We start from the raw sequence: 23,207 nt of genomic DNA on the forward strand, positions 1-23,207 counted from the left end.
CCGGAGTGATGACCGTGGTTTCGCCAAAATCAGGGTTGGACATGCCTCTGCCTTTTTAGGCGGTTTCAGCGAACAGTTCGCGGCCGATCAGCATGCGGCGAATTTCACTGGTGCCCGCGCCGATCTCGTACAGCTTGGCATCGCGCCACAGGCGGCCTGTGGGGAATTCGTTGATGTAGCCGTTGCCGCCCAGAATCTGGATGCCTTCGCCGGCCATCCAGGTGGCTTTTTCAGCGCTGTACAGGATGGCGGCCGCGCAGTCTTTACGCACGGAGCGCACGTGAGCGGCGCCCAGACGATCCAGGTTCTTGCCCACGGCATAGCACAGGGCGCGGCTGGCTTGAAGGGTGGTGTACATATCGGCCACCTTGCCTTGAATCAGTTGAAATTCGCCAATGGCCTGGCCGAATTGCTTGCGGTCGTGGATGTAGGGAATGACGACGTCCATGACGGCTTGCATGATGCCCAGCGGGCCACCGGCCAGTACGGCGCGTTCGTAGTCCAGGCCGGACATCAGCACTTTGACGCCGCCATTGAGCTGGCCCAACACGTTTTCTTCAGGCACTTCACAGTCCTGGAACACCAGTTCGCCCGTGTGGCTGCCGCGCATGCCTAGTTTGTCCAGCTTCTGGGCGACGGAAAAACCGGCAAAATCCTTTTCGATCAGAAAGGCGGTAATGCCGCGTGCGCCGGCTTGCGGGTCCGTTTTGGCGTACACCACCAGGGTGTCAGCGTCCGGACCGTTGGTAATCCACATTTTGGAGCCATTGAGCACGTAGCGATCGCCTTTCTTTTCGGCGCGCAGCTTCATGCTGACCACGTCCGAACCAGCACCGGGCTCACTCATGGCCAGGGCACCGATATGCTCGCCGCTGATCAGTTTGGGCAGGTATTTCTGCTTCTGGGCTTCTGTCCCGTTGCGGTTGATCTGGTTCACACAGAGGTTGGAGTGCGCGCCGTAGGACAGGGCTACCGAGGCGCTGGCACGGGAGATTTCCTCCATCGCGATCATGTGGGCCAGATAACCCAGGTTCGCACCACCGTATTCTTCGCTGACGGTCATGCCCAGCAAACCCATCTCACCGAACTTCTTCCACAAGTGCATGGGGAACTGGTCATCGTGATCCAGTTGAGCCGCTAAGGGGGCAATTTCGGCCTGGGAGAAGTCGGCGACAGCGTCGCGCAGCATGTCCAGGTCGGAGCCAAGATCGAAATTCAGGCCGGGCAGGCTCATGAGACACTCCGTGGAAATAAATGGGTTGTAGAATCCTATTTATATTACGTTTACGTAAACGTCATATATATGGGTTTTCCCTTATCGGGATTCCTGCTTTAACTGTTCACTCATGGTGTGACAGATGTCGAGCTGATCCTGAATTTCCTGCAAGGTCTGATCCAGGTCCTGCCGCTGCCGCTCCAGGCGCAGGCGATGCTCGTTTAGCACTTCCTGATAATGCTTAAGCTGCGAAGCGGTGTCCATCGGGGATTCATACATATTGATCAGCCGCAGGATCTCCGATAACTGCAGTCCCAGCCGTTTGCCGCGCAGGGCCAGCTTCAGGCGGGCACGATCGCGGGGCTGATAAATGCGCTGGGTACCTTGGCGCAGCGGGCTCAAGATTCCTTGGTCTTCATAGAAACGCAGGGTTCGGGGCGTAATGCCGAACTCATGCGCCAGATCCGATATTGTCCAGGTTGTCGTTGTCATTTTTAGTGTGATTTACGTAAACGTAAACTATCATGCCATAGAGCCAGGGTGCGAACCAGGGTCTGTGAGGCTTCTTTTACGCTTAACAGGCCCTAGCCTTTTAGTATGGACAGCCCTTACGTCTTGCAAGAGCTATTCATTGGAGTGAGCATGAATCCTAACGAACAAAAATTGAATTATCCCTGGGCAGATACCCTGCCCCCACCGGGTGGCAGCCTGGAGGTCGCACCGGGGGTGCGATGGTTGCGCATGCCTTTGCCCTTTGCGCTGGATCACATCAATCTGTGGCTGTTGCGCGACCAGATCGAGGGTCGCGACGGTTGGACTATTGTGGACTGTGGTGTCGCCCGCCCTGAAGTGCGCGCGCTGTGGGAACAGGTTTTTCAGCATGAACTGGACGGTTTGCCTGTCCTGCGCGTGATCGTGACTCATATGCACCCTGACCACATTGGCTTGGCCGACTGGTTATGCCAGCGTTGGAATGCTCCTTTGTGGATCAGCATGACCGATTACGCCACGGCTCGCTTGTGGTCGGGTGCGGGTGGACGACAGACGGGTGCGGAAGCGGGCGGCCCGAATGGTGTGGCGGCAGAGGCGCATTTTGTCCGTCACGGTCTGCAAGATGAGAAAGCCCGTGAGCAGATTCGCAGCCGGGGCGATTACTACCCTTCGATGGTGCCTTCAGTGCCCGAGCGTTTTGTGCGCTTGATGGATGGTCAGCGTGTGGTGATCGCCGGTCGCCCCTGGCGTTTGATCGTGGGTTACGGCCATGCGCCCGAGCATATGTCCTTGTACTGCGAAGCGCTGAAGGTGCTGATCTCCGGTGACATGCTCTTGCCGCGTATCTCCACCAATATCAGCGTGTTCGATACCGAGCCCTTTGCCAATCCTTTGCCCTTGTACCTGAATTCCTTGCTGTCTTATCAGGATCTGGCCGCGGATACCCTGGTGCTGCCCTCACATGGCAAACCTTTCCGTGGCATGCATGAGCGCATTCGTCAGCAGCAGGAACATCATGCCGAGCGACTGGAAGAGGTCCTGCAAGCGTGTGACCAGCCCTGTACGGCAGCCGACATCTTGCCGGTGCTGTTTCATCGCAAGCTCGATTCGCATCAGATGACTTTTGCCATGGGCGAGGCCATTGCTCATTTGCACGCCTTGTACTTTGACGGTCGTTTGTGTCGCCAGATGGGCGAGGACGGGGTGTACCGCTTCCAGCGCACATGAAGAACGAGTCCGCTCCTTAATAAGGACCGGCAATATAGTGATTGAAAGCAGGGGCGACCCGCTCTGTCGGCCTGTGGTAGCGTAGAGTTTTTCTTGCTACCGCCTGCCGACACTATGAGTTCTGATCTCGCCCTGGACACCGCCCTGCAACATACTGGTCTGGCACCGTTCGATCCGCACACGGATGCGGCGCCGGTGGCCGTACCGATCATGCGCACCAGTACGGTGCGCTTTCGTAATCTGGATGCTTTGGACCGCGCTCAGGCTGACAAGGCCGATCCAGAAAAACGCTCGGTCACCTATGGGCGCTCGGGCATGGATACCCACGCCGCCCTGGAGCAGGTGTTCTGTCAGCTTGAGTCTGCCACCCAGGCCTTGCTGGCGCCCTCGGGCATGGCGGCCATTACCCTGGCTTTGCTGGCCTTGCTGGATTCGGGCGATCATGTGCTGATTGCGGACAGCGCCTATGGTCCGGTCCGCTATCTGGAAAAGACGGTGCTGCGTCGCATGGGCATACAGGCCACGTTCTGCGCGCCGACCCCTGAGGAAATGGAACGCCATCTGCAAGCCAACACCCGCATGGTGTACGTGGAATCGCCTGGTTCCCTGCTCATGCAGATGCTGGATATGCCCGCCTTGGCCGCGTTTGGACGCCAGCACAATTTGTTGCTGGTCACGGACAATACGTGGGGCTCGGGTTATATCTACCGTCCGCTGGCGTTGGGCTTTGATGTCTCCATCGTGGCGGGAACCAAGTATGTGGCAGGTCACTCCGACCTGATGCTGGGCGCGGTCATGTCGGCCGATCCGCAACTGAACAAGCGCTTGCACGACAACCATTATGCTCTGGGGTTTTCCATCAGTGCGGACGATGCCTGGCTGGCCTTGCGGGGCGCGCGCACCCTGCCCATCCGCATGCGTGAAAGTGCTGCCAATGCGCTGGCCGTGTGCCAGTTTCTTGACAGTCGTCCTGAAGTCACTCGGATCTATCACCCTGCCTGGCCTCACGACCCCGGCCATGCTTTGTGGCAGCGAGACTGTACGGGCTCCAACGGGATGTTGTCGGTCCAACTGGCACTGAACCCTGTGCAGGCGCGTGTGTTTGTGGATGCCCTGACATTGTTCGGTATCGGCTTTTCCTGGGGCGGCTTTGAAAGTCTGGTGCAACTGGTGGATACGGCATTCCTGAGCGGCCACACGTATTGGGAACACAGTCAGGACAGTTTGGTGCGTTTGCATATTGGGCTGGAGTCGCCCAAGGATTTGTGCGCGGATCTGACGCAGGCTTTTGAGCAGGCCGCGCAGGGTTGAGGCTAGCTGACACGGGATAAAGCAGACAGGCGCGCCCGCTGGGTGGGACGTTGCGTGCATGGGGCGGCCGACTTGTCGGACAAATGGCGGTCAGCGCCGTGGCGGCTTATGGACGCGGTATGGCCAGACCCGCGGTCACAGCGATAAAAACGGCAACGGCCCTCAAGATCGGAATGTATTCCGTCTTGAGGGCCGTTGCTGCTATGGCGTGCCCAGCGTGTTGATTAGCGGCTGGTGACCATTTTCACCAGCTCCTGGGCCTTGGTGATGCTTTCGTCGTAGCCATTGGCCAAGGAAGGCGACGTCACGAATTTGCCCCCCACAGCCAGGCTAGGTGTGCCCTGAATCTGGTAGGTATTGGACAGTTCATTGGCTTTGTTGGCCTTGGTCTGGACGCCAAAGGAGTTGAAGGTCTGCTCGAAGCGATCCTTGTCCACACCTTGCTTGGCCACCCAGGCCGAGATGGTTTTGGCATCGAAGATGCGTTCACGTTTTTGGTGAATCGCATCAAACACCTTGGGGTGCAGGTCCAGGCGGTCCATGGCCTCCAGGGTGTAGTAGAGCTTTTGCAGGTCGGTCATGCCGGCATTGAAGGCAACCGGCACACGGCGCAGCACGACATTGTCAGGCAGGGTCTTGGCCCAGGCTTCAACCTTGGGTTCGAGGATGGCGCAATGTGGGCAGCTGTAGGAGAAAAACTCCAGCACTTCGGTTTTGCCGACGCTGTCCGAGGGCTGAGCCGCAGGCAGGGTAACGTAGCCTTGGTTGGCTTGTTGAGCCAGCGCGCTGGTGGTGGGCAGCAAGCTTGCCCCGGCCAACAGACTGGCACCGACCAGGGATCGTACAAACAATGCGTTCAGCTTCATGAATCAATTTCCTTAAGGGGGAAGATGAGGTCTATGACCTGTGCAAGGGAGGAAAAGTTCACCTCGGGCCCGTTTTCATCGTTAAGGGCTCAGGGCCGTACGACGGAGGTGTCAATTTTTTCCTCGGCCAGCCGGCTGCGTGCCCGGTTCATTTCGTCTATGCCCTTGAAGGGCCCCAGGCGTACCCGGTTTACCGTCCCGCCATTGACCTGAGCACTTTGCACGGACGCATTAAAGCCCAGCATCAGCAGGCGGGCCTTCATGGCTTCTGCATCGGCTGTGTTGCGAAATGCGCCCGCCTGCAGGTAATAAGGGGTCGAGGTCGTGGCGGGCTTGGCGGCCGCAGGGGGGGCGGCCGGTGCTGGTGCGGCCGGTTTGCTGGCAGCCGGTGCCGGGGCGCTTGGCGCGGACGGTGTGACTGCCGGAGCGGCCACCGTTGGCGCCGGTGTCCGGCGTGCCTCAGGCTGGCCGGCAGACTCGGACCCTATGGAAGGCAAGGTCGCAATCAGGTCGCCCAAGGCATCGGGCGCAGCGGGTTTGGGCACATTGGGCAAATTGACGGGAGGCAGGGTCAAGCCGGGAATCGTGCCGCCCGGTGGCGGCGTCTGCCCGCTGGAGCTGCCATACAGATCCCGGTTCGGGTCCAGTAAATCCCGCCCTTCAGGCAAGGCAACGGTAGGTTTGTCCCGACTGGCCTTGTCGACAAAGGGCATGGGCACTTTGGTGACAAACAGGGCCACCGCCACTGCGGCGCCCAGGCCCAGAATCAGGCCAATCAGAATGCCGGTATACGTACCGCCGGAACTGCCGGATTTTTTTCGTGCTCTTGCCATATCTGCCTATGGGTTTACATACGTTCAGGTGCCGATACACCCAGCAGGTTCAGACCATTGCGGATGACTTGGGCGCAGGCCTGGGCCAGACGAAGGCGAGCCAGACGCAAGGCAGTGTCGTCTACCGACACGCGCTCGGCGTTGTACCAGGAGTGGAAGTCCGCGGCGCAGTCGCGCAGCCAGAACGCAATGTGATGAGGTGCCAGTTCGCGGGCGGACTGGGCCAGCACGGCGGGGTATTCGGACAGGCGTTGCAGCAAGGCAATCTCGGTGGGGGCGGTCAGGGGCGTGATGTCGGCCCCCGGTACCTGATCGAGCAGCTCTGCCGACTGGTTCAACACGGAGTTGATGCGGGCATGAGCGTACTGGATGTAATAGACCGGGTTTTCTTCGCTCTTGGACAAGGCCAGATCGATATCGAATACGAATTCGGAGTCGGCACGACGCTGGATCAGGAAGAAACGCACGGCATCCTGGCCCACCCATTCGATCAGATCACGCAAGGTGACGTAACTGCCGGCACGTTTGGAGATTTTCACTTCCTGGCCATTGCGCACGACTTTCACCATCTTGTGCAGAATATAGGCTGGAAATTCCTTGGGGATACCCAGTCCCAGCCCTTGCAGGCCGGCGCGCACCCGGGCGATGGTGCCATGATGGTCGGTGCCCTGGATATTGATTACGTGGTGAAAGCCGCGCTCCCATTTGGTCACGTGGTAGGCCACATCGGGGACGAAGTAGGTATAGCCGCCTTCGGACTTGCGCATTACGCGGTCTTTATCGTCCCCTGTCCCCAGTTCGGTGGTGCGCAGCCATAGCGCGCCGTCCAGCTCGTAGGTGTGACCGGCGTCGATCAGGGCCTGCACGGTTTTTTCAACCTTGCCGGAGGTGTACAGCGAGCTTTCCAGGTAGAAATTGTCAAACTTCAGACCAAAGGCTTGCAGGTCCAAATCTTGCTCACGGCGCAAATAGGCCACAGCAAAGCGACGGATGTCTTCCAGATTGTCCAAATCACCGCTGGCCGTGACAGACTCGCCATCAGCGGCCTGAACCGTTGCACCAGCCTGGTAATCGCGGGCGATATCCAGAATGTAGTCACCCTTGTAGCCATCAGCGGGAAACTGCTCGCTGTCGGGTTCAATGCCCCGCGCACGGGCCTGTACGCTGGTGGTCAGATTGTCGATCTGGTTACCAGCGTCGTTGTAGTAGAACTCCCGTGTCACGTCATAGCCTTGCGAGCTGAACACGCGACACAGTGAGTCGCCCAGGGCGGCTTGACGGGCATGACCGACGTGCAAGGGGCCGGTAGGATTGGCCGACACGAACTCCACCATCAGTTTTTCATGGGTGGGCGCGGCGTGACCGAAATGCTCACCCTGCTCGGCGATGGCGTGCAGGACGGCCTGATGGGTGGCGGTGGACAGACGGAAGTTGATAAAGCCTGGGCCAGCAATTTCCGCGCCAGCCAGCAAGGCGGCGGCGTTCGGATCGGCCATCAGGGTATCGACGATTTGCTGAGCCAGCTCGCGCGGGTTGCGCCCGGCCGGTTTGGCCAGTTGCATGGCAATATTGCAGGCGGCATCACCGTGCGCGGCCACTTTGGGGCGCTCTAGCGTAATGGTCGGCTCAGCCTGGGGCAAGATGGCACGGACGGCAGCCTGAAGGCAGGCGATTAATTGAGATTGTTGCTCAGCAAGCATAGGAAAGGTCTGGATTGGTAGAAAGACAACCGGGACGAGTTGGTCAGGCCCCGGATGGAAGGCGCGGCATCGGCCCGCCGGATAGCCCCACATGATAGCGTGATTTGACACCAAATTCTTTTCAAGAAGCCTAGCGCTCCCATCCCAGGTGGTTCTGTAACCACGTATCGTAAGCGTCCATGTCTACCCAGGCCACCTGATTGCCGCCGCGCACGCGCCAGTCATCAAAGCGCGTGAGCAGACGCTCCATGCTTTTGCGCACGCCCCGGCCCAGGGCAGGATGGGAGTCCTGATACAGCAGGTCCTGACCATGGCCATGGTAGTCAATGCGCCGGACACCATGCGTGGTCAGGCGCAGGCCGGGTGGCCGCATGTCTTGCACGATAGGATGCCTGACCTGTAGATCTGTTTGAGGCAATTCGGCCAGCGTCAAACCGGCTGCTGTGGCTTGCCAATGCATCCAGGCCAGAGCCACTTTGTCCAGGTCGCTGACGGCGGTCCTGTCATCGGGCAGCACACCGCCGCCAATTTGGCTATGAGCACCGATAAAGGGCATTTCCACGGTGTTCATGGCCTGGGCCAGGCCGCTTAAGGGAAAGAGCAGTCGGTGCTCGTGCATGGCCACGGCATGGGCGACCCAGTTCCAGGCGTCCGACACACCCAGTCGATAGTGGGTGTTGCTCCAGCCCCCCAGCCCAAACTGCGCCACGGTATCAAAAAGGCCCAAAAATCGGGGGGTGATACAGGCCCGGATGGCACCGCGCTGCGGGTCATTCAAGACAAACCAGCCTTGATGGAGGTGATCCATAATGCGATTGGAAAAGTCGCGTGCCAGTGCAGCCCCGCGTGAAAAACCCAGCAGGTCTACCGGCTCAGCAACAGCCGCAGGCCCCCGCTCCTGCATGCGGTTCAGAAAGTGCTTCCATTGTGATTCCAGAATGCGACCCGCCCGCCAGGCAGTCAGCGCATCCAGATCGACAGTCAAAGGATTGCCGGGGCCGTCGCTGTAGTGCACGGCTCCATCCTGATACAACTGCGACAGTTTCCACACATTGCTAGTGGTGATGGGCGCCTGCCTTGTGCCATCAAACGCGAACAGCAGCAGGCCGGTGGGATCGATATGACGCAAGGGCTGCTGGTGGGCGTAGCCCACGGCCTGGCTCTGGGGCCAAGGCCCCAGCGGGTCCGCTTCCAGATAGTGGCCATGATCGGGCAAATAGGTCCGCAACAGGTTGTCATGCCAGCCTGTTGCGGACTCGGCATAGTGCCCTGGCAGGCGCAGATTGAATTCCAGGTCCTCCCGCAAAATCTCGGCTTGCCCCAAGGGGTTCAGGTCTGCGCCCCAGACCAGTTTGGCATGCTGATCGCTAATCAGCCGCACCGCTCCCATCAGATCGCCATGCAGGTAGTACAAGCGCCCTTGCCCGTCGGGCTGGTAAACAATCATGCCTACCGGTGTGAGGCCCGCGTACAGGTAGCGTCGGGATAGGTGCAGGCCAGGCGCGGCGGGCAAATCCAGCTCGGCCATCAACTGCTGGCCATGAAAGAAAAAGGCGCGTTCCTGATGACCTTGTTTGCGCCAGATACGTTGACCAAAGGCGTCATGCCGGTACTGAACCAGCGTGGCCTCGGCGGTATGTACACGCCGCAAGCGGCGGTTGGGGCCGTAGTCCAGGCGCATGGTGCCGACTGTGGTTGGGGTTCCGCTGGGCATGCGTCCAATCGGCGTAACGGCTTGCGGTGTGCGCGCCGCAAGTGAGCCGTCCGGGTTCCAGGCCAGCCATTGCGCCGGTTCTGTCGTGCCCTGCCGCAACGCGATCAAACGGCGTTGAGCGTCATAGTGCAGATTCCAGTGACGCGTGTGTTGCAGCAGCGGGTACTCATGACGCTCTTCCAGCACATTGCCTTGCTCATCCAGACGGCGGGCCTGGGTCCAGACCGCTTGGCCATCGGCCTGCAAAAGCATGGCATCCACCGTCTGCCCGGTGCTGTTCGCATGGCTGATCAAGTGCAGGCCGTTGCCCCAGGCGTAGCCGGTCTCCTGGGCGCGAATCACAGTTTGTGCCTGCCCGGATTGCCCGATCCATTGCAGCGATTGCAAACGTCCCTGCGCATCCCAGCGGTAGCGAAGTTGCCCTCCTTCGGGCAAGGTGTGGTGTGTGAGCCGGCCTTGCTTGTCGTACTCAAAGCGTTCGATCCAGATCTGGCCGGGGCTATGTGCCCGTTCCAGACGACGCTCCCTCAGCAGACCGGCGCGCAAAGTGAGCCATTGCGTTTCAGTGGGGTGACGAATGCGCAGCGCCCCCGGGCCCAGCCAGTCCAGTTCGCTGCGCTCCGTGTCCTGGCCTTGCCGGTGCTCAAGACGGCTTAATCGCCCCTGTTGATCGTATTGAATATCCAGCGAACCCTCTTGGGCGTAGTCAATACGCGTGAGCTTGCCACTCGCGTTCCAGTAGCGCATTTGACTGCCGTGCAGGCTGCTCGCCCACTGTGTTAAACGTCCTTTCTCATCCAGCCCCAGGCGCAGCATCCCCCATCCGCCCTGATCCTGCTCTAACTGTGACAGCGTTCCATTTGCACGACGCCGTGCCGACCACGGGCCGGCCTGCAGCCAGCGCCCCTGCGGGTCGTACTGCCAGTGCGTGCGATGGGTCGGGCAGGATTCGCACAAGCGGCTTTCCAGGGTTTGCAGTCGCCGTTGGCCTTGATAGTCGCGATAGTGGAAATGATGCTGCTCCGCGCCGATGAACCATTTACTGATGCCTGGCTCATGGGTGGCCGTCCATTCCTGCTCGAAAGCGTAGGAGATCAGGCGACGGATACGGCCCTGGGCGTCATACTCCCAATGCTGCATCTGGTGCGGGGCTTGTCCGGGCGCCTGCAGGCTGCTGCCTCCCAAGTCATGTCTCCCCGGCGTGGGATGGTAGAGGCGTTGCATGCCGTCGGGGCGGCTGACCTTGGCCAGCCAGATCTGCAGATCGCCTTGCTCCAGAAACCAGTGAAAGGGGCCGGCTGGCGTCTGAATATGGATGACGGTGGCACTTGATGTGGTGGGGGCCTGGATGGCTGTCTGGTTTTGCGCCCGCTCTGGTGACGAGTCCGGTTTCTGCGCCGGGGCTTGCCAGTCAAATACCAGTGTTTGTCCTAGATGGTTACGCACGGTCTGCACAGCGTGCGCCCGCGGATGGCTGGCCGTAAAGCGCTCTATATCCAGCCATTGCCGGCTGCCGATACGTACCTGGATCAACCAGCCCTGTTCATTAAAACGCAGAGCCAAGCGGCGCCTTGTGCCCGGGCCGGTGGGTATAAGCGGGTCTGTCGCCCATCGGGCATAAATAAGGCATGGCCTTGCTGCCGGATGCGCAGATCGTAGTTCAAGGCCCAGCCTGTTGAACCGAGTGTAGGCGTGGGATTGCGTCCCTGCCCGTTCCAGTGACGCTGTAGCTGGAGCAATGGCCATGCCTGGCTGAGGGGCAGATCGATATCGCTTTGTTGTTTGCGTCCGCCCAGCAGGTCTACCGGATTGAGCAAACCCATATCCGGCGCAGGCTCGGGCAGGTCCCCCAGGGCAGCCGCCGGTGCGCAGCGTGTGGGGGTCGGGGGCAAGGAGCATTCCAGTGAGCCGTGTGACCAGACCGGAGACGGCGCCAGGATCAAAAGCGGGATTAAGCAGTACAGCGCAGCGACAGGCATGAAGGACTCTCCAAGAGGGGGAAAATCCTGCTATCTTGCAGGGGTGTGTATCCTGAAAGTCGAATCGGAAACACAAAGATCCATAAGGAGAAACCGTATGCTAGTCGTCTTTAAAAGCAAAGCCGCCGCCGATGTTCTGATGTTCTCTGAACATGCCATGCCTATTCTCCGGGCCGCAGGGCGCTCCTATCCCGATGGTTTGCCCGAGCGTGGCGTCTTCACGCCCGAGCAGTTGTCCGAAGCCATTGGCAATATTGAGCGAGCGATCGGGCAAGACCGGGAAAACAAGCACTCGCCCCACGAGGACGAAGACGAGGACAAGGAGCATCCGATGTCCCAGGCCGTCAGTTTTGGCCAGCGGGCTTACCCCTTGCTCGATATGCTGCGTCAGGCCAACAACACGGGGGTTCCGGTAATGTGGGAGCCGGCAGACAGTTCCTGGTAGGGTCTGAAATGTCGGCCTGCCGACAATTTGGCAGGCCTTCTTTGCTTAAGCTCCACAGTTGATCCAATTTTTTCGGAGATCGTCTATGAGCGCTATGGTGCTTGTGATCTTTAGTCCTCGCCAGCACATAGAGCTGGTCACTCCAATACAAACCATCGATCCTGAAAGCGGCAAACAATCTCGTGATTGGTTTGATCGCACCTGGCAGGAACTGGGCTGTGAACCCATGCGGGCCAGCGGCAAAGTGCTGCTGCTCGATAAAATCATGGGTGTTGCCGATGCCCTGGGCTATACCTTGCTGACGCAAGACGAAGAACGCGCCCAGGAGTTTGCACGCCATTGTTTGCAAGCGGTCGGTTCCATGCAGGTCACCGTGGATTTGCCAGGTTTGGCGGTTACTTACTGATCAGGTTCAAGACAATGGAAGACCGGCTCCTTGGGGTCGGTTTTGTTATTCCTTTTTAGCGCGACTGGACAACTGAACCGGTGTTGAAAATTTTGAGCATGTTCGCCCAAAACCCATCGTCGTGAACTTCCATCCCTCAGCAGGCGGAATATAGCCGATCGATGAGTGCAAACGTTTATGGTTGAACCAGGCAACCCCTCCCAAGCTCGCCAAGTTGCTGAACTGCCAGGCTGAATCTGCCGTCAGGCTCAGTCTCTCCACGAAAAGTCGCATTTTCACAAAAAGACCGAGCCTTGCTCAAGTTAGGCGTGCTTGGCAACCGAGGTTAGAGGGTGATCTTGCCTACGTATAACAACCACAGCACCACGACATCGGCGATCAGCAAGATGGCGACATACAGTTTTTCCAGCCTCTCAAAGATTGGCTTACCGTCGTTCTTTTCCTTACGCGACCAAATGAATACGGGCAGACCGCAAGTCAGAAGGATCGGAACGAGTGCCAGGTAGTTCAGTGAGCTGGCGTAGAAGATGAAAAGGCAGAAAAGTACGCCCATCACGCCGCTGACGAGCGCAAGCGTCATGCCTGTTGAAGAATACTTCTTGTATTCGTGAGTCAGGCACAGCTTGGTTATGTAAAGCGTGGTCGTGATATAGGCAGGCACCACCATGAGGGCGCTGATGTTGTACATCGTGTTCCAGGCATTGTTGGAGAAATACACCAACAGCATGGCCGCCTGCATGATGCCGCTGCTTACCCAAAGCGAGATGCTGGCTGCATCGTTCTTGTTGGTCCGGGAAAACGCCTTGGGAAATGCACCGTTTTGCCCAGCTGCCATGGGGATTTCAGCGCACAGCATGGTCCATGCTAGCCATCCAGCCAGAACTGAAATGATCAACCCCACATTCATCAACCAACTGCCCCATTGCGCGCCCACGACGTGTTCCAGCACGCCGGAGGTAGACGGGTTGGCCACTTGAGCGAGCTCTGGCTGCGTCATGGCGCCAAAGGGCAAGACCGATAACAAGATATAAATAATCAGGGCAATCAAGAAGCCCAGCAGGGTGGCCTTCCCCACGTCGCTTCTTTTGCGGGCGCGGCCAGAGAGCACCACGGCACCTTCTACGCCAATAAATGCCCACAGGGTAACGGTCATGGGTGCCATGATCTGTGCTGTCAGCGAAACCGGGGTGCCCTTGTCTCCGGGACCGCTGAGCACTTGAGGCGAGGAGCCCCAGATATTGCTGAGCAACTGGGAGTAGTCGATCAAGAAGCCCAAAAGGAACACGAACAGCACCAGGGGCACGAGCTTGGCAATGGTGCCTAGAGTGTTGATGAAGCCGGCCACTTTGGTGCCGGAGAGAACGAGATAGTTGTAGCCCCATATCAAGATGGAGCCGCAAATAATCGAGTTGAGGTTATTGCCGTTTGTGAATACGCCGGGAAATATCTGGTCGAACGCATCCATGAGAATGACGGCAAAGGCTACGTTGCCAAAGCACGTCATCAACCAATAGCCCCATGCCACGTTAAAGCCAATGAAAGAGCCGAAACCCTCCTGGGCATACATGTAGACCCCGGCCTGCAGGTCTGGACGCAAATCGGACAGCATGCGAAAAGCGTTGGCAATGAAGTAAACGCCAATGCCGGCGATGATCCAGGCAATGACAACAGGCCCCACTGCCGATGTGGCCGCCGTGTTCTGCGGCAAGCTGTAAACGCCGCCGCCCAACATTGAGCCCACCACAATCGCGATAAGGGCCAGCATGCCAAGCTTTGCTCCAGCGGGGCCTGCGCTCGGCGTAGCGTCGGCACTTGCACTTACTTGAGATTTATCAGTCATGTCTTTTCTCGCACCTTAGAAGAAAATGTCGCCCAAACATCGGACGGCCACCTTATTTATTGCCTTCCCTTCTTGATTGAAGAAACGCGGGGCGCCTTGAAGTTAATGTGCTTAGGTGTGGGATGAGGCTGTCTGTCTTCCTCGACGATGGCTCGGACCCAATAATCTCCGTTCTGATCGATGCTGACGCCCTGAATTTCATGCTCGAATCCGGGGAAGCGCTTGTCGAATTCCTGCAGCGCTTCGAGGTAGCCGGTAATGCCGGTGTCGTCGGCCGGCAGGCGCTCGCCCGGCATCAGAACAGGAATGCCCGGGGGGTAAGGCACCAGCATGCTGGCGGCGATCCGATTGGCAAAATCAGCCACTTTGACGCGTTCAGTTTGATAGCGCACCACCTTTTGGTAGGCCTCAGCGGGTGTGAGCACAGGTTCGGGTATGGAACTCACAGCATCGCTGCTGTGCTTCATCAGGTTCAGCTCTTGCATGGTGTCGTGCATCTGCTGGCACAACGCTTTGAGTGTCATCGACGCATACTTGGGTGACATGCGGGCCAGAGATGGGATGGCGTCTGTTGCCTTGGCACCCTTGTCGTAGAGCTTCTTGAACTCCAGCAGGCTCTCGATCAGTGTGCCCCATTTGCCCTTGGTGGTGCCCACCGAGAACAGAATGAGGAGGGTGTAATCGCCAGTTCGGGCAACTTCGATGCGGCGATCATCGAGGAACTTGCTGACGATACTGCCCGGGATGCCGTGGGTCAGGTGCTGACCGTCGGGCGTGATGCCGGGGCAAGTGATGCTTACCTTCACCGGGTCGAGCATGCAGTCCGCTTCGCCGATGTCTTGTGCAGCAAAGCCGTGCCAGTTGTCGCCGGCATTGAGACGCCACAGTTCAGGCGTCTGGCTCAGCAGCTTGATCGGTGCCTTATGAAAGGCGTGAACCTCGCCGCTGGCAGGATCTTTGACTTCAGTGGGCTGTAGCACATCAAAGAACCACGATGACTCACCGTCTTCTTCGGCGAGCTCTTGCTTGACGTTAACAACCGCTTGGCGGAAAGCGATGGCTTCTTCGATGGATTCCTGCACCAGTGAATAACCGCCCCTGCCCTGCATCATCGCCACGGCCACGTCGATGGAGGCAATGATGGGATAGAACGGCGACGTCGTGCCGTGCATCATGAACGAATCGTTGAAGTCGTCAAATTCCAGCGGGGCACGCTCGCTAGGTTTGACGTGAATCATCGAGGCCATGGAAAGCGCCGGCAGCATCTTGTGCGTGGAATGCACCGCGAACAACGTGGGGCGGTTGGGCATGTTGTCGTCTACATCCATGGCAAACCGACCGCGATAGAGCGGATGGAACTTGGCGTAGGCGTACCAAGCCTCATCGAAGTGAATGCGTGGCACGCTTTCGCTAAGCTGGCCCACTACCTGATGGACGTTGTAGATGAAGCCGTCATACGTGCAATTGGTGACTACCGCATAGCTGGGGTCCGGACTGACCGCGCCGGCGGTCAAGGCACTCGACTGGATGAGCTGGCGGATGCTGCTTTTTTGTAAACGCTGTGCCGGGATGGGGCCGATCAAACCGTAGCCGTTACGGCTGGGCGTCAGGTAAACCGGCCGAGCTTGCGAGAGCGTAAGTCCATGATTGAGGGACTTGTGGCAGTTGCGGTCTACCACGGCAATCTCGTTGGCACCAATAGCGCCTTGCGCCACCACGCGGTTCGAGCCCGACGAGCCGGCCACGCCGTAGAAAGTCCATTTGGCACCAAACAGCTCGGCGGCGATTTCTTCGGATTGCTTGGGTGGCCCAGAGTGGATCAGGTAGTCACCCATTTCGGCTGTGGCGACCCCAATGTCCGCCCGCATCATGTTTTCACCGAAGAAATTGATGAACTCGACGCCGACCGGATGCTTGGTATAAGCCATGCCGCCCATGTGCCCCGGGCAATCCCAGTAGTAATCGCCGTCCTCAGTGAAGTTCTTCAGAGTAGCAAAATAAGGAGGGAGCAGCTTCTGAGCGTAGCGATGAACCGCCGTGTACACTCGGTTCGCCGTGAATTCGGCGGTTTCAGAGTACAGATAAACATACTCGTTAATTTCTCTCAGTATGGAAACAGGAATGCCGTTGACGGTTTCCTCTTCCGAAAGCAAAAAAATGGGAACCGTGTCGTTGCGTTCGCGTATCTGCTGGATAAGTTGCTGGCTCTCGCTAACGATGGCGGGATTGCGGGTATCCCACAAAAGAGCGATGAAGCTGTAATGCGGGCTCTGCTGAATGTAGGTAAGGCCGGCCTTGGGGTTAGCGGCAAGCTGGACGTTAAAGCCTCTTTCGATGACCGCCGTCTCTAAGGCCTTGAGGGCCTGGGCGGCGGGTAGACCCGGGGTCAAACTATCGGAAACCACCACTAGCGCATTGTGATTAAATTTCATTTCAAAGCTCTACGGTTAGGTTGGCCGGTGCGTCCGGCATTTGATACTGACGCTTGAACGTCAGTACGAGAAAACCTTTTACAGCTTGATATGCCCCATTAAATAGAGCGCAATGACCAAGATATCGATAGTTAGTAGAAGCATTAGCGCAACGCGTTCGCCCTTACCCAGCGCAACCTGAGAGGGATGATCCTGGTTACGTGCCCAAAAGAACAAAGGAAGGCCTAGCGTAAGCAGCAGCGGAGTCATCGCGACATACCGAATATCGCTTGCGTACAGCATGAACAGGCAAAAGCCAGCCCCCACCAAGCTGCTGAACAGCGCCAGCCCACGTCCCGCAGGCTGGCGTCGGCTGAATTCGCCATTCATGCAGGTCTTGATCAGATAGGCGGCCGAAGCGAAATAGGCGGGCAGCACGCAGATGGCTGAGATGGCCAATAGCGTGAGCCAGGCATGGTGTGAGAAATACACCATCACCATTACGGATTGCATAATCCCGCTACTGACCCACAGGGCGATGGATGCGGAGCCCTTGTTATTCTCAGTGGCAAACACTTTGGGGAAGGTGCCGTTGCGGGCTGCCACCTGTGGAATCTCGGCGCAGATCATGGTCCATGCCAGCCAACTGACGAGAATTGAAATAAGAACCCCGATGTTGATCAGCCACTCTCCCCAAGCGCCGGTGAGATGATTCATGACGCCAGCGGTGGACGGGTTGGGGATCTGGCTCAGGGTTTGTTGCGATAAGGTGCCAAAGGGAAGCACCGACACGATCATGCAGATGATCAGGCCCAACACGAAGCCGACCAGCGTGGCGCGCCCCACGTCCTTTTTGTTCCGGGCCCGCGCCGATAATGCAACGGCGCCTTCAACGCCGATGAAGCACCACAGAGCCACATACATGGGTGAAAGCGTTTGCGACAGAATGGAGCCAAGCGGCTTGGCGCCTGGCACGGGATGGTGGCCCCAGATATCGGCGGTTAACTGGGTGTGGTTGAGAAAGTAGCTCACTACCCCGACAAAAATTACCAGCGGAATGAGCTTCACAAAGGTACCGATGGTATTAATCATCCCCGCCGTTTTGGTGCCGGACAGCACCAGGGTATGAAAGCCCCAGATCAGGATGGAAGCGCCAACGATAGAGGTGATGTTGTTGCCACCGGTGAAGTCGCCCGGGATAAAGTAATTAAGCGTATCCATCACCATTACAGCAAACGCCACGTTGCTGAATATGGTCATGAGCCAGTAGCCCCATGCCACGACGAAGGCACTGAGAGGACCGAAACCCTCTCTGGCATACATGTAAACACCAGACTCTAGATCTGGCCGAAGATCAGAAAGCGCAACAAACGTCTTGGCGATAAAAAACATACCAAAACCGCTAACGAGCCAGGCAATGACCACCGGTCCGAGAGCTGAAGTTTCCGCCATGTTTTGCGGCAGGCTGTCTACACCGCTTCCTATCATTGAACTGACAACGATGGCAATCAGTGCCACAAGGCCGAGTTTCTGGTCGGTAGACTTAGTGCTCATACGCTCTCATTGGTTATTTCGGCGCAGTTGCCGCTCTTGATGGGGTGCCAATGGATGGAGGAAACGGACCATACAATCGATGTATCTCAGTTCGTATGGCTTAGACCGACTGGAGCAAAGATACCAGAGTAATTCACTTACCGTTGAACGGATATCTTCAATCTTAAAATAATTTAGTACGACGTATGGATGATACAAATGGCGCACGATCCGACTGTGCACGATAAGGTTTAACGTCAATGGTGTGGAGGGCAGCAGTGGCGTTAACAGGATTGAGTGGACAAGGGTGTGATCAGATTAGACTGCCCCGATAATCCCAGGCATGTCAGGCTTACGATTTGAGCATGAGGGGTAGTCCATGAGTACTCAGTGTTTTTCCCCCTTGAATTCAAGAAGGAGGCCGTTCGACAAATCGTTGCCTGGGGGTATTCACTGGCAGAGGTTGTTGCCCGGATCGGCGTGTCGGCCCATCGCCTTGCTAGGTTGTAGTCGTGATAAGGCCGTGAGGCCCGATAATTCGGAGAAACACGCTACCGAACTTGTCGAGGCCAAGCGCGGTCTTCTGCCTCTGCGGGTCGGCATGCGATCCTCACATTCTCGCAGCTATGCGCCCACGCCTTAGACTGCGCTCTGGCTCTTGGCATGCGTGCTGCCCACCCAGTGGGCAGGCAATCCACCATCGCGCTTGAGGGCACCTTGTCCCTGAATCTAGAAGGTTTGATAGATAGTTTCGTGAGAGATGCGCACCGATTTATCCTCCTGAAAATCGATCGGAAATCGGTTGGCAATCTGTGCGGGCGACCAGCCCTTTACCCATTTGTGGTCCCCGCGATGTGGTTTATTCCATCCATTAAGCGGCGGCTGCCGAGAGTGTTCGATCTCACACTGAAGCACCTATGCGATACCTAACCGGAAAAGCAGCGGCGCACACGGTGGTCGAAATCAGGCCTAACCTGCCCCGTCCTACTTTTCATGGCGCGGCATGATCCCGCAAAAGGCTTGATAGCAGACATTTTTTAGGAGCGAATGGAGATGGCCTCTTGAGTCGCCCACGAAAAACCCGCCTTGTGGGCGGGTTGCGGGCAGAGCGACGATAAGCCGGGCTGCGAAAGCGGGTCAGGCGCGGCCGGGATAGACCGGGCGGGCGCTGGAGCGGGATCACCCCTCCAGCGACGACATGAAGACGATTTAGGCCGTCGTGGCTTCAGCTTCCTGCTGGGCGCTGGTGTGGCGGTTGACGGCGCTCAGGATTGCCAGGAAAGACGAGGTCACGATATCGGCGTGGATACCGACCCCGAAACCCGAGGGGCTGTCGCCGATACGCATTTCCACGTAAGTGGCGGCGCGGGTCTCAGCGCCCGAGCCGATGGCGTGCTCGTTGTAGTCCATGATCTTGATCGCCAGGTCCAAGGCATTCACAAAGGCAGAGATCGCGCCTTCGCCCGAGCCTTTCAAGGTGCGTACCTGGCCGTCGTGCTCAACATCCACTTCAATGGTGAATTGCTGGCCACTGTCGGCATGAGGCTGGCTGATGATGTTGTGCTTGAGCAGCTTGTAGTGTTTTTTGCAGTTCAGGTACTCAGACTCGAAAATGCCGTATACGTCGGCCGGTGTCACTTCCTTGCCGGTGGAGTCGGTCACGCGCTGAATGGCGCGGCTAAATTCGATTTGCATGCGACGTGGCAAGACCAGACCGTGTTCCTGTTCCAGCAGGTAGGACACCCCTCCCTTGCCGGACTGGCTGTTGACGCGGATCACCGCATCGTAGCTGCGGCCCAGATCGGCCGGGTCGATGGGCAGGTAAGGCACTTCCCAGAGCTCGTCGGATTTTTGCTGGGCCAGGCCCTTTTTGATGGCGTCCTGGTGGGAGCCGGAGAACGCGGTAAAGACCAGATCACCGGCGTAAGGGTGACGTGGATGGACTGGCAACTGGTTGCAGTACTCGGCGGTGCGGCGCACTTCGTCGATATCGGAGAAGTCCAGCTCAGGGTCCACACCCTGGGTGTACAGGTTCAGGGCCAAGGTGACCAGGCAGACATTGCCGGTACGCTCACCGCTACCGAACAGGCAGCCTTCAATACGATCCGCGCCAGCCATTACGGCCAGCTCAGCTGCTGCCACGGCAGTGCCACGGTCATTGTGCGGGTGTACGCTCAAGGTGACGTTGTCGCGTTGTTCCAGATTGTTGTGCATCCATTCGATCTGGTCGGCGTACATATTGGGCGTGGTGGCCTCAATGGTAGCGGGCAGGTTCAAAATAACGCGCTCGTCCTTGGCCGGACCCCAGGTCTTGACGACGGCGTTGCACACATCCAGGGCAAATTCGGGCTCGGTGGTGCTGAATACTTCGGGCGAGTACTCGTAGCCCCATTGGGTTTGCGGGTACTTGGCCACTTCGTTTTTGACCAGACGCGTGCCGGTCAAGGCAATTTCCTTGATCTCGTCTTTACTCAGGTTAAAGACAATCTTGCGAAAGGCAGGAGCGCAGGCGTTGTACAGGTGAATGATGGCGCGCTTGGCTCCTGCGGCCGCCTCGACCGTGCGTTTGATCAGGTCTTCACGCGACTGCGTCAGCACAATGATGGTGACGTCGTCGGGAATGCGGTTCTCGTCAATCAGCTTGCGAACGAAATCGAAGTCGGTCTGCGACGCGGAAGGGAAACCGACCTCGATTTCCTTGAAACCGATTTTGACGAGCTGCTCGAAAAAGCGCAGTTTACGAGCCACATTCATGGGTTCGATCAAGGACTGATTGCCATCGCGCAGGTCAGTGCTCATCCAGATGGGCGCTTTGGTAATGCGCTTGGACGGCCAGGTGCGTTCAGCAAAGTCGCGATCAAAGGCGACAAAAGGACGATACTTTTGAGAGGGGTTTTTCAGCATTGCCATGGGGATACCTGTCGGACAAAAAGTGTGGATTACTTCTTGCCGTCACCAGCGATTGCAGCATTTACGTAGGCCGGTGGCGGCACAAATGACGTAGATGTGGCTGAGTATTGGCTGCCGAACTGCCACGGGACACTAGGCCCGGCAACCGGACGCTAGTAGTAGCAGGCAGGATAGGCTGGAGACAGGGGCCGAAAAGCGGCCTTCACGCACGGAACGCGACAAGGCTGCTTCAGCGGCGGGGCTGAAACCTTGGCATGCGTAGGAGGATGGGCGTGCGTAAGTCATGACCGTAAGTCAAACACAAAAAAAACAGGAAGGCAAGCGTTACGCCTGCGGTTCATGGCGTTCGTAGTCGGCTTGAAGCAGGCGACTTTGCTGCTGAGCCAGTTCTATTTTGCCAAAGCGACCGGCACGCAGTTCGCGATGGGCGCGTTGTAAATCACCCACAGTCAACGGGCTGCGTTGGTCGGGCCAGGTCCATAAAATGACTTCCCGAGCCGGGCGGCTGAGGGATCGGGCCAGTTGGGCCACCGTAGCCTCGTCAATAATGCGTTGCTGGTTGCGTCGCATGACCGCTTGTACGAAGCCATACAAAAGATAGGCAATAATGAGGGTTATGACGCCCACGACCGTCCACCAGAAAAACGGGTTGTATTGCTTGATCAGCGCCAGGTTCTGAATGCTCAGGGCCTGCAGGCCGGAGTAATCCAGACCACGCCCAAAGCTGATAAGACGGTTGAGCAGGTCCCACCAGATAATGGCGACCACGATAGTGACTACGGTGCAGATAATAGTGGCCGTGGCGCACAGTTTGAACAGTGTGTTGCGCAGAGCCTGACTATCGTTGGCGGTGGGTGTCTGGGCGTTGTCAGTTTTCATGGAAACGATTGTACCTATGCTTACGCGTCAGTCACTAGATTTACGCCAGCAGCAAACGCTGGTTTTGACGCCGCAATTGCAACAGTCTATTAAAGTGTTGCAGCTATCGGGTGCCGAGCTGGAGCAGGAATTGGCTCAGGCTTTGCTGGAGAATCCGTTGCTGGAGCGTTTGGACGTGCAGGCGGATGTCGCCGCCGATCCATTGCCGGAAGCCGTTTCGGGTGAGGCGGAATCCTCGTGGGCGAGCCTGGAGTTTCCAAAGCATCTGGGCGACAAGGAGGACCCGGACTGGACGCCGGAGTCGGCCATGGATCAGGACCTGGTGGCTTACCTGGTCGAGCAGTTGGGCTTGTTGCGTTTGAGCGACCGTGACCGGGCCTTGGCGCAAATCTTGATCGAAGAACTGGACGATAACGGCTACCTGCCGATGTCACTGGACGAGGTGCTGGCGTGCCTGCCTGCCGAGCTGGGCATTGATGACAGTGACTTGCGCTGCGCACTGGCCCACGTGCAATCCCTGGACCCCGCCGGTGTCGGCGCTCGGGACCTGTCTGAATGTTTGAGCTTGCAACTGCTGCACCAGGCCAGACAGCTCGAACCCGCCTTGCTGGAGTGTGCCCTTTATCTGGTGCGCGAGCATGTCAGCGTCCTGGCCTCTCCCAGCCAGTTGCGACAGCGTTGCGCTGGCCGTTATTCGGCTGAACTGGTTGAGCGTGCCCATCATCTGGTCTTGAGGCTGGACCCCAAACCGGGCCGTGCCTGGACGCAGAATGTCTCGGCTTATGTCGTGCCCGATGTGTTGCTGGTTCGGGGCAAGGACCGCTGGCAAGCGGCCCTCAATCCCTTGGCTGTGCCACGGCTGCAATTGGTCAAGCTGCACGACTATGACATCGAGACACACCCAGCCTTGTTGGCGGAACGGCAAAAGGCCACTGGCCTGCTGCGCAGTGTGAACAGCCGCTTTGTGACGATATTGCGGGTGGCGCAAGCGATTGTGCAAATGCAGCAGGACTTCTTTACCCAGGGCATTGCCGCCTTAAAACCCATGCAATTGGCGGATCTGGCAGCAGAGTTGGATTTGCACGAGTCCACGATCTCACGTGCGACGCGGCAAAAGTACATGCAAACCCCGCATGGCGTGATGGAACTCAAGCAGTTCTTTACCGTGGGCTTGAGCAGTACGGACGGCAAAGCCGATATGTCGGCCGCCTCGGTACGAGCCCAGATTGTGCAGATGATTCGCGAAGAGTCGCCTGCCAAGCCTTTGTCGGACCAGCAGATTACCGATCTTTTGCAGGCCCAGGGCTTGACGTTGGCACGCCGCACGGTAGCCAAGTATCGGGAGGCGGAAGGGTTGGCCCCGGCTTCACAGCGCAAGATGCGGGCAGCTGCCGGGGTTTAGCTGCGAGGGCCGCGTATCTGCCTTCGTGGGGCGATTGCGGTGA

Annotated in this window: 17 protein-coding genes and 1 pseudogene; 5 read left to right on the plus strand and 13 right to left on the minus strand. The window is 58.0% G+C overall.

Annotation, left to right across the window (positions count from 1 at the left end):
- Positions 1-55: 55 nt before the first annotated feature.
- Complete coding sequence (locus FE795_RS00620) at positions 56-1,234, minus strand: isovaleryl-CoA dehydrogenase (RefSeq protein WP_003800548.1); 1,179 nt, start codon at positions 1,232-1,234, stop codon at positions 56-58.
- Positions 1,235-1,315: 81 nt separating this feature from the next.
- Positions 1,316-1,708, minus strand: coding sequence for a MerR family transcriptional regulator (locus FE795_RS00625; RefSeq protein ID WP_003800546.1), 393 nt, complete (start codon positions 1,706-1,708; stop codon positions 1,316-1,318).
- 150 nt (positions 1,709-1,858) lie between these two features.
- Between FE795_RS00625 and FE795_RS00630 the strand changes: the two genes are divergently transcribed.
- Both FE795_RS00630 and metC read left to right on the plus strand, forming a co-directional pair.
- Positions 1,859-2,935 carry an MBL fold metallo-hydrolase gene (locus FE795_RS00630; RefSeq protein WP_059318446.1) on the plus strand — a complete coding sequence of 359 codons (1,077 nt, stop codon included), beginning with the start codon at positions 1,859-1,861 and terminating at the stop codon, positions 2,933-2,935.
- 114 nt (positions 2,936-3,049) lie between these two features.
- Positions 3,050-4,246: a cystathionine beta-lyase gene (metC, locus tag FE795_RS00635; protein ID WP_003800543.1), complete on the plus strand. Its 1,197-nt coding sequence runs from the start codon at positions 3,050-3,052 to the stop codon at positions 4,244-4,246.
- Between the two features lie 224 nt (positions 4,247-4,470).
- Here metC and FE795_RS00640 read toward each other — a convergent pair whose 3' ends face one another.
- The 5 genes from FE795_RS00640 to FE795_RS00660 all read right to left on the minus strand — a co-directional run bounded on the left by FE795_RS00640 (position 4,471) and on the right by FE795_RS00660 (position 11,338).
- Positions 4,471-5,112, minus strand: a complete 642-nt coding sequence (locus FE795_RS00640; RefSeq protein ID WP_003800541.1) for a thiol:disulfide interchange protein DsbA/DsbL — start codon at positions 5,110-5,112, stop codon at positions 4,471-4,473.
- An 89-nt stretch (positions 5,113-5,201) separates the two neighbouring features.
- Positions 5,202-5,945, minus strand: coding sequence for an SPOR domain-containing protein (locus FE795_RS00645; protein WP_003800538.1), 744 nt, complete (start codon positions 5,943-5,945; stop codon positions 5,202-5,204).
- 14 nt (positions 5,946-5,959) lie between these two features.
- A complete protein-coding gene (argS, locus tag FE795_RS00650) occupies positions 5,960-7,645 on the minus strand; it encodes an arginine--tRNA ligase (protein WP_219235424.1) in 1,686 nt (561 codons plus the stop codon).
- Between the two features lie 130 nt (positions 7,646-7,775).
- Positions 7,776-10,922 carry a phospholipase effector Tle1 domain-containing protein gene (locus FE795_RS00655; RefSeq protein WP_219235426.1) on the minus strand — a complete coding sequence of 1,049 codons (3,147 nt, stop codon included), beginning with the start codon at positions 10,920-10,922 and terminating at the stop codon, positions 7,776-7,778.
- Positions 10,889-11,338 carry a DUF6531 domain-containing protein gene (locus FE795_RS00660; protein WP_219235428.1) on the minus strand — a complete coding sequence of 150 codons (450 nt, stop codon included), beginning with the start codon at positions 11,336-11,338 and terminating at the stop codon, positions 10,889-10,891. Before FE795_RS00660 ends, FE795_RS00655 begins: the two co-directional genes overlap by 34 nt.
- Positions 11,339-11,435: 97 nt before the next feature.
- Between FE795_RS00660 and FE795_RS00665 the strand changes: the two genes are divergently transcribed.
- Both FE795_RS00665 and FE795_RS00670 read left to right on the plus strand, forming a co-directional pair.
- On the plus strand, positions 11,436-11,783 hold the full coding sequence (locus FE795_RS00665) for a DUF1840 domain-containing protein (RefSeq protein ID WP_003800531.1): 348 nt from the start codon (positions 11,436-11,438) through the stop codon (positions 11,781-11,783).
- Between the two features lie 85 nt (positions 11,784-11,868).
- Complete coding sequence (locus tag FE795_RS00670) at positions 11,869-12,189, plus strand: hypothetical protein (protein WP_003800530.1); 321 nt, start codon at positions 11,869-11,871, stop codon at positions 12,187-12,189.
- Between the two features lie 325 nt (positions 12,190-12,514).
- On the opposite strand, the gene FE795_RS00675 is transcribed toward FE795_RS00670, so the two are convergent.
- The 6 genes and pseudogenes from FE795_RS00675 to FE795_RS00695 all read right to left on the minus strand — a co-directional run bounded on the left by FE795_RS00675 (position 12,515) and on the right by FE795_RS00695 (position 21,762).
- Positions 12,515-13,954, minus strand: a complete 1,440-nt coding sequence (locus FE795_RS00675; RefSeq protein WP_003800528.1) for a basic amino acid/polyamine antiporter — start codon at positions 13,952-13,954, stop codon at positions 12,515-12,517.
- A 131-nt stretch (positions 13,955-14,085) separates the two neighbouring features.
- A complete protein-coding gene (locus FE795_RS00680) occupies positions 14,086-16,461 on the minus strand; it encodes an Orn/Lys/Arg family decarboxylase (RefSeq protein ID WP_003800525.1) in 2,376 nt (791 codons plus the stop codon).
- Between the two features lie 78 nt (positions 16,462-16,539).
- Entirely contained in the window at positions 16,540-17,994 is a 1,455-nt protein-coding gene (locus tag FE795_RS00685; RefSeq protein ID WP_219235429.1) for a basic amino acid/polyamine antiporter, read from the minus strand.
- 545 nt (positions 17,995-18,539) lie between these two features.
- Positions 18,540-18,852: pseudogene (locus FE795_RS17170) on the minus strand (IS30 family transposase); the annotation flags it as partial.
- A 330-nt stretch (positions 18,853-19,182) separates the two neighbouring features.
- Positions 19,183-20,877 carry a 2-isopropylmalate synthase gene (gene leuA / locus FE795_RS00690; protein WP_207307440.1) on the minus strand — a complete coding sequence of 565 codons (1,695 nt, stop codon included), beginning with the start codon at positions 20,875-20,877 and terminating at the stop codon, positions 19,183-19,185.
- Positions 20,878-21,207: 330 nt separating this feature from the next.
- Positions 21,208-21,762, minus strand: coding sequence for a hypothetical protein (locus FE795_RS00695; RefSeq protein ID WP_003800519.1), 555 nt, complete (start codon positions 21,760-21,762; stop codon positions 21,208-21,210).
- Positions 21,763-21,778: 16 nt separating this feature from the next.
- Here FE795_RS00695 and rpoN point away from each other — a divergent pair, with 16 nt between their 5' ends.
- Entirely contained in the window at positions 21,779-23,164 is a 1,386-nt protein-coding gene (gene rpoN, locus FE795_RS00700; RefSeq protein WP_131071154.1) for an RNA polymerase factor sigma-54, read from the plus strand.
- The last annotated feature ends 43 nt before the right edge of the window (positions 23,165-23,207 follow it).

Origin of the sequence: Alcaligenes ammonioxydans, from assembly GCF_019343455.1 — a bacterium.
GTDB classification, from domain to species: domain Bacteria; phylum Pseudomonadota; class Gammaproteobacteria; order Burkholderiales; family Burkholderiaceae_B; genus Alcaligenes; species Alcaligenes ammonioxydans.

Coding starts and splice junctions, on each gene's coding strand:
- FE795_RS00665 (WP_003800531.1), top strand. CDS start 11,436: ATGCTAGTCGTCTTTAAAAGCAAAGCCGCCGCCGATGTTCTGATGTTC.
- FE795_RS00645 (WP_003800538.1), bottom strand. CDS start 5,945: ATGGCAAGAGCACGAAAAAAATCCGGCAGTTCCGGCGGTACGTATACC.
- FE795_RS00625 (WP_003800546.1), bottom strand. CDS start 1,708: ATGACAACGACAACCTGGACAATATCGGATCTGGCGCATGAGTTCGGC.
- leuA (WP_207307440.1), bottom strand. CDS start 20,877: ATGCTGAAAAACCCCTCTCAAAAGTATCGTCCTTTTGTCGCCTTTGAT.
- FE795_RS00685 (WP_219235429.1), bottom strand. CDS start 17,994: ATGAGCACTAAGTCTACCGACCAGAAACTCGGCCTTGTGGCACTGATT.
- FE795_RS00660 (WP_219235428.1), bottom strand. CDS start 11,338: ATGCCTGTCGCTGCGCTGTACTGCTTAATCCCGCTTTTGATCCTGGCG.
- FE795_RS00670 (WP_003800530.1), top strand. CDS start 11,869: ATGAGCGCTATGGTGCTTGTGATCTTTAGTCCTCGCCAGCACATAGAG.
- metC (WP_003800543.1), top strand. CDS start 3,050: ATGAGTTCTGATCTCGCCCTGGACACCGCCCTGCAACATACTGGTCTG.
- argS (WP_219235424.1), bottom strand. CDS start 7,645: ATGCTTGCTGAGCAACAATCTCAATTAATCGCCTGCCTTCAGGCTGCC.
- FE795_RS00680 (WP_003800525.1), bottom strand. CDS start 16,461: ATGAAATTTAATCACAATGCGCTAGTGGTGGTTTCCGATAGTTTGACC.
- FE795_RS00630 (WP_059318446.1), top strand. CDS start 1,859: ATGAATCCTAACGAACAAAAATTGAATTATCCCTGGGCAGATACCCTG.
- FE795_RS00695 (WP_003800519.1), bottom strand. CDS start 21,762: ATGAAAACTGACAACGCCCAGACACCCACCGCCAACGATAGTCAGGCT.
- FE795_RS00675 (WP_003800528.1), bottom strand. CDS start 13,954: ATGCTGGCCCTTATCGCGATTGTGGTGGGCTCAATGTTGGGCGGCGGC.
- FE795_RS00640 (WP_003800541.1), bottom strand. CDS start 5,112: ATGAAGCTGAACGCATTGTTTGTACGATCCCTGGTCGGTGCCAGTCTG.
- rpoN (WP_131071154.1), top strand. CDS start 21,779: ATGCTTACGCGTCAGTCACTAGATTTACGCCAGCAGCAAACGCTGGTT.
- FE795_RS00620 (WP_003800548.1), bottom strand. CDS start 1,234: ATGAGCCTGCCCGGCCTGAATTTCGATCTTGGCTCCGACCTGGACATG.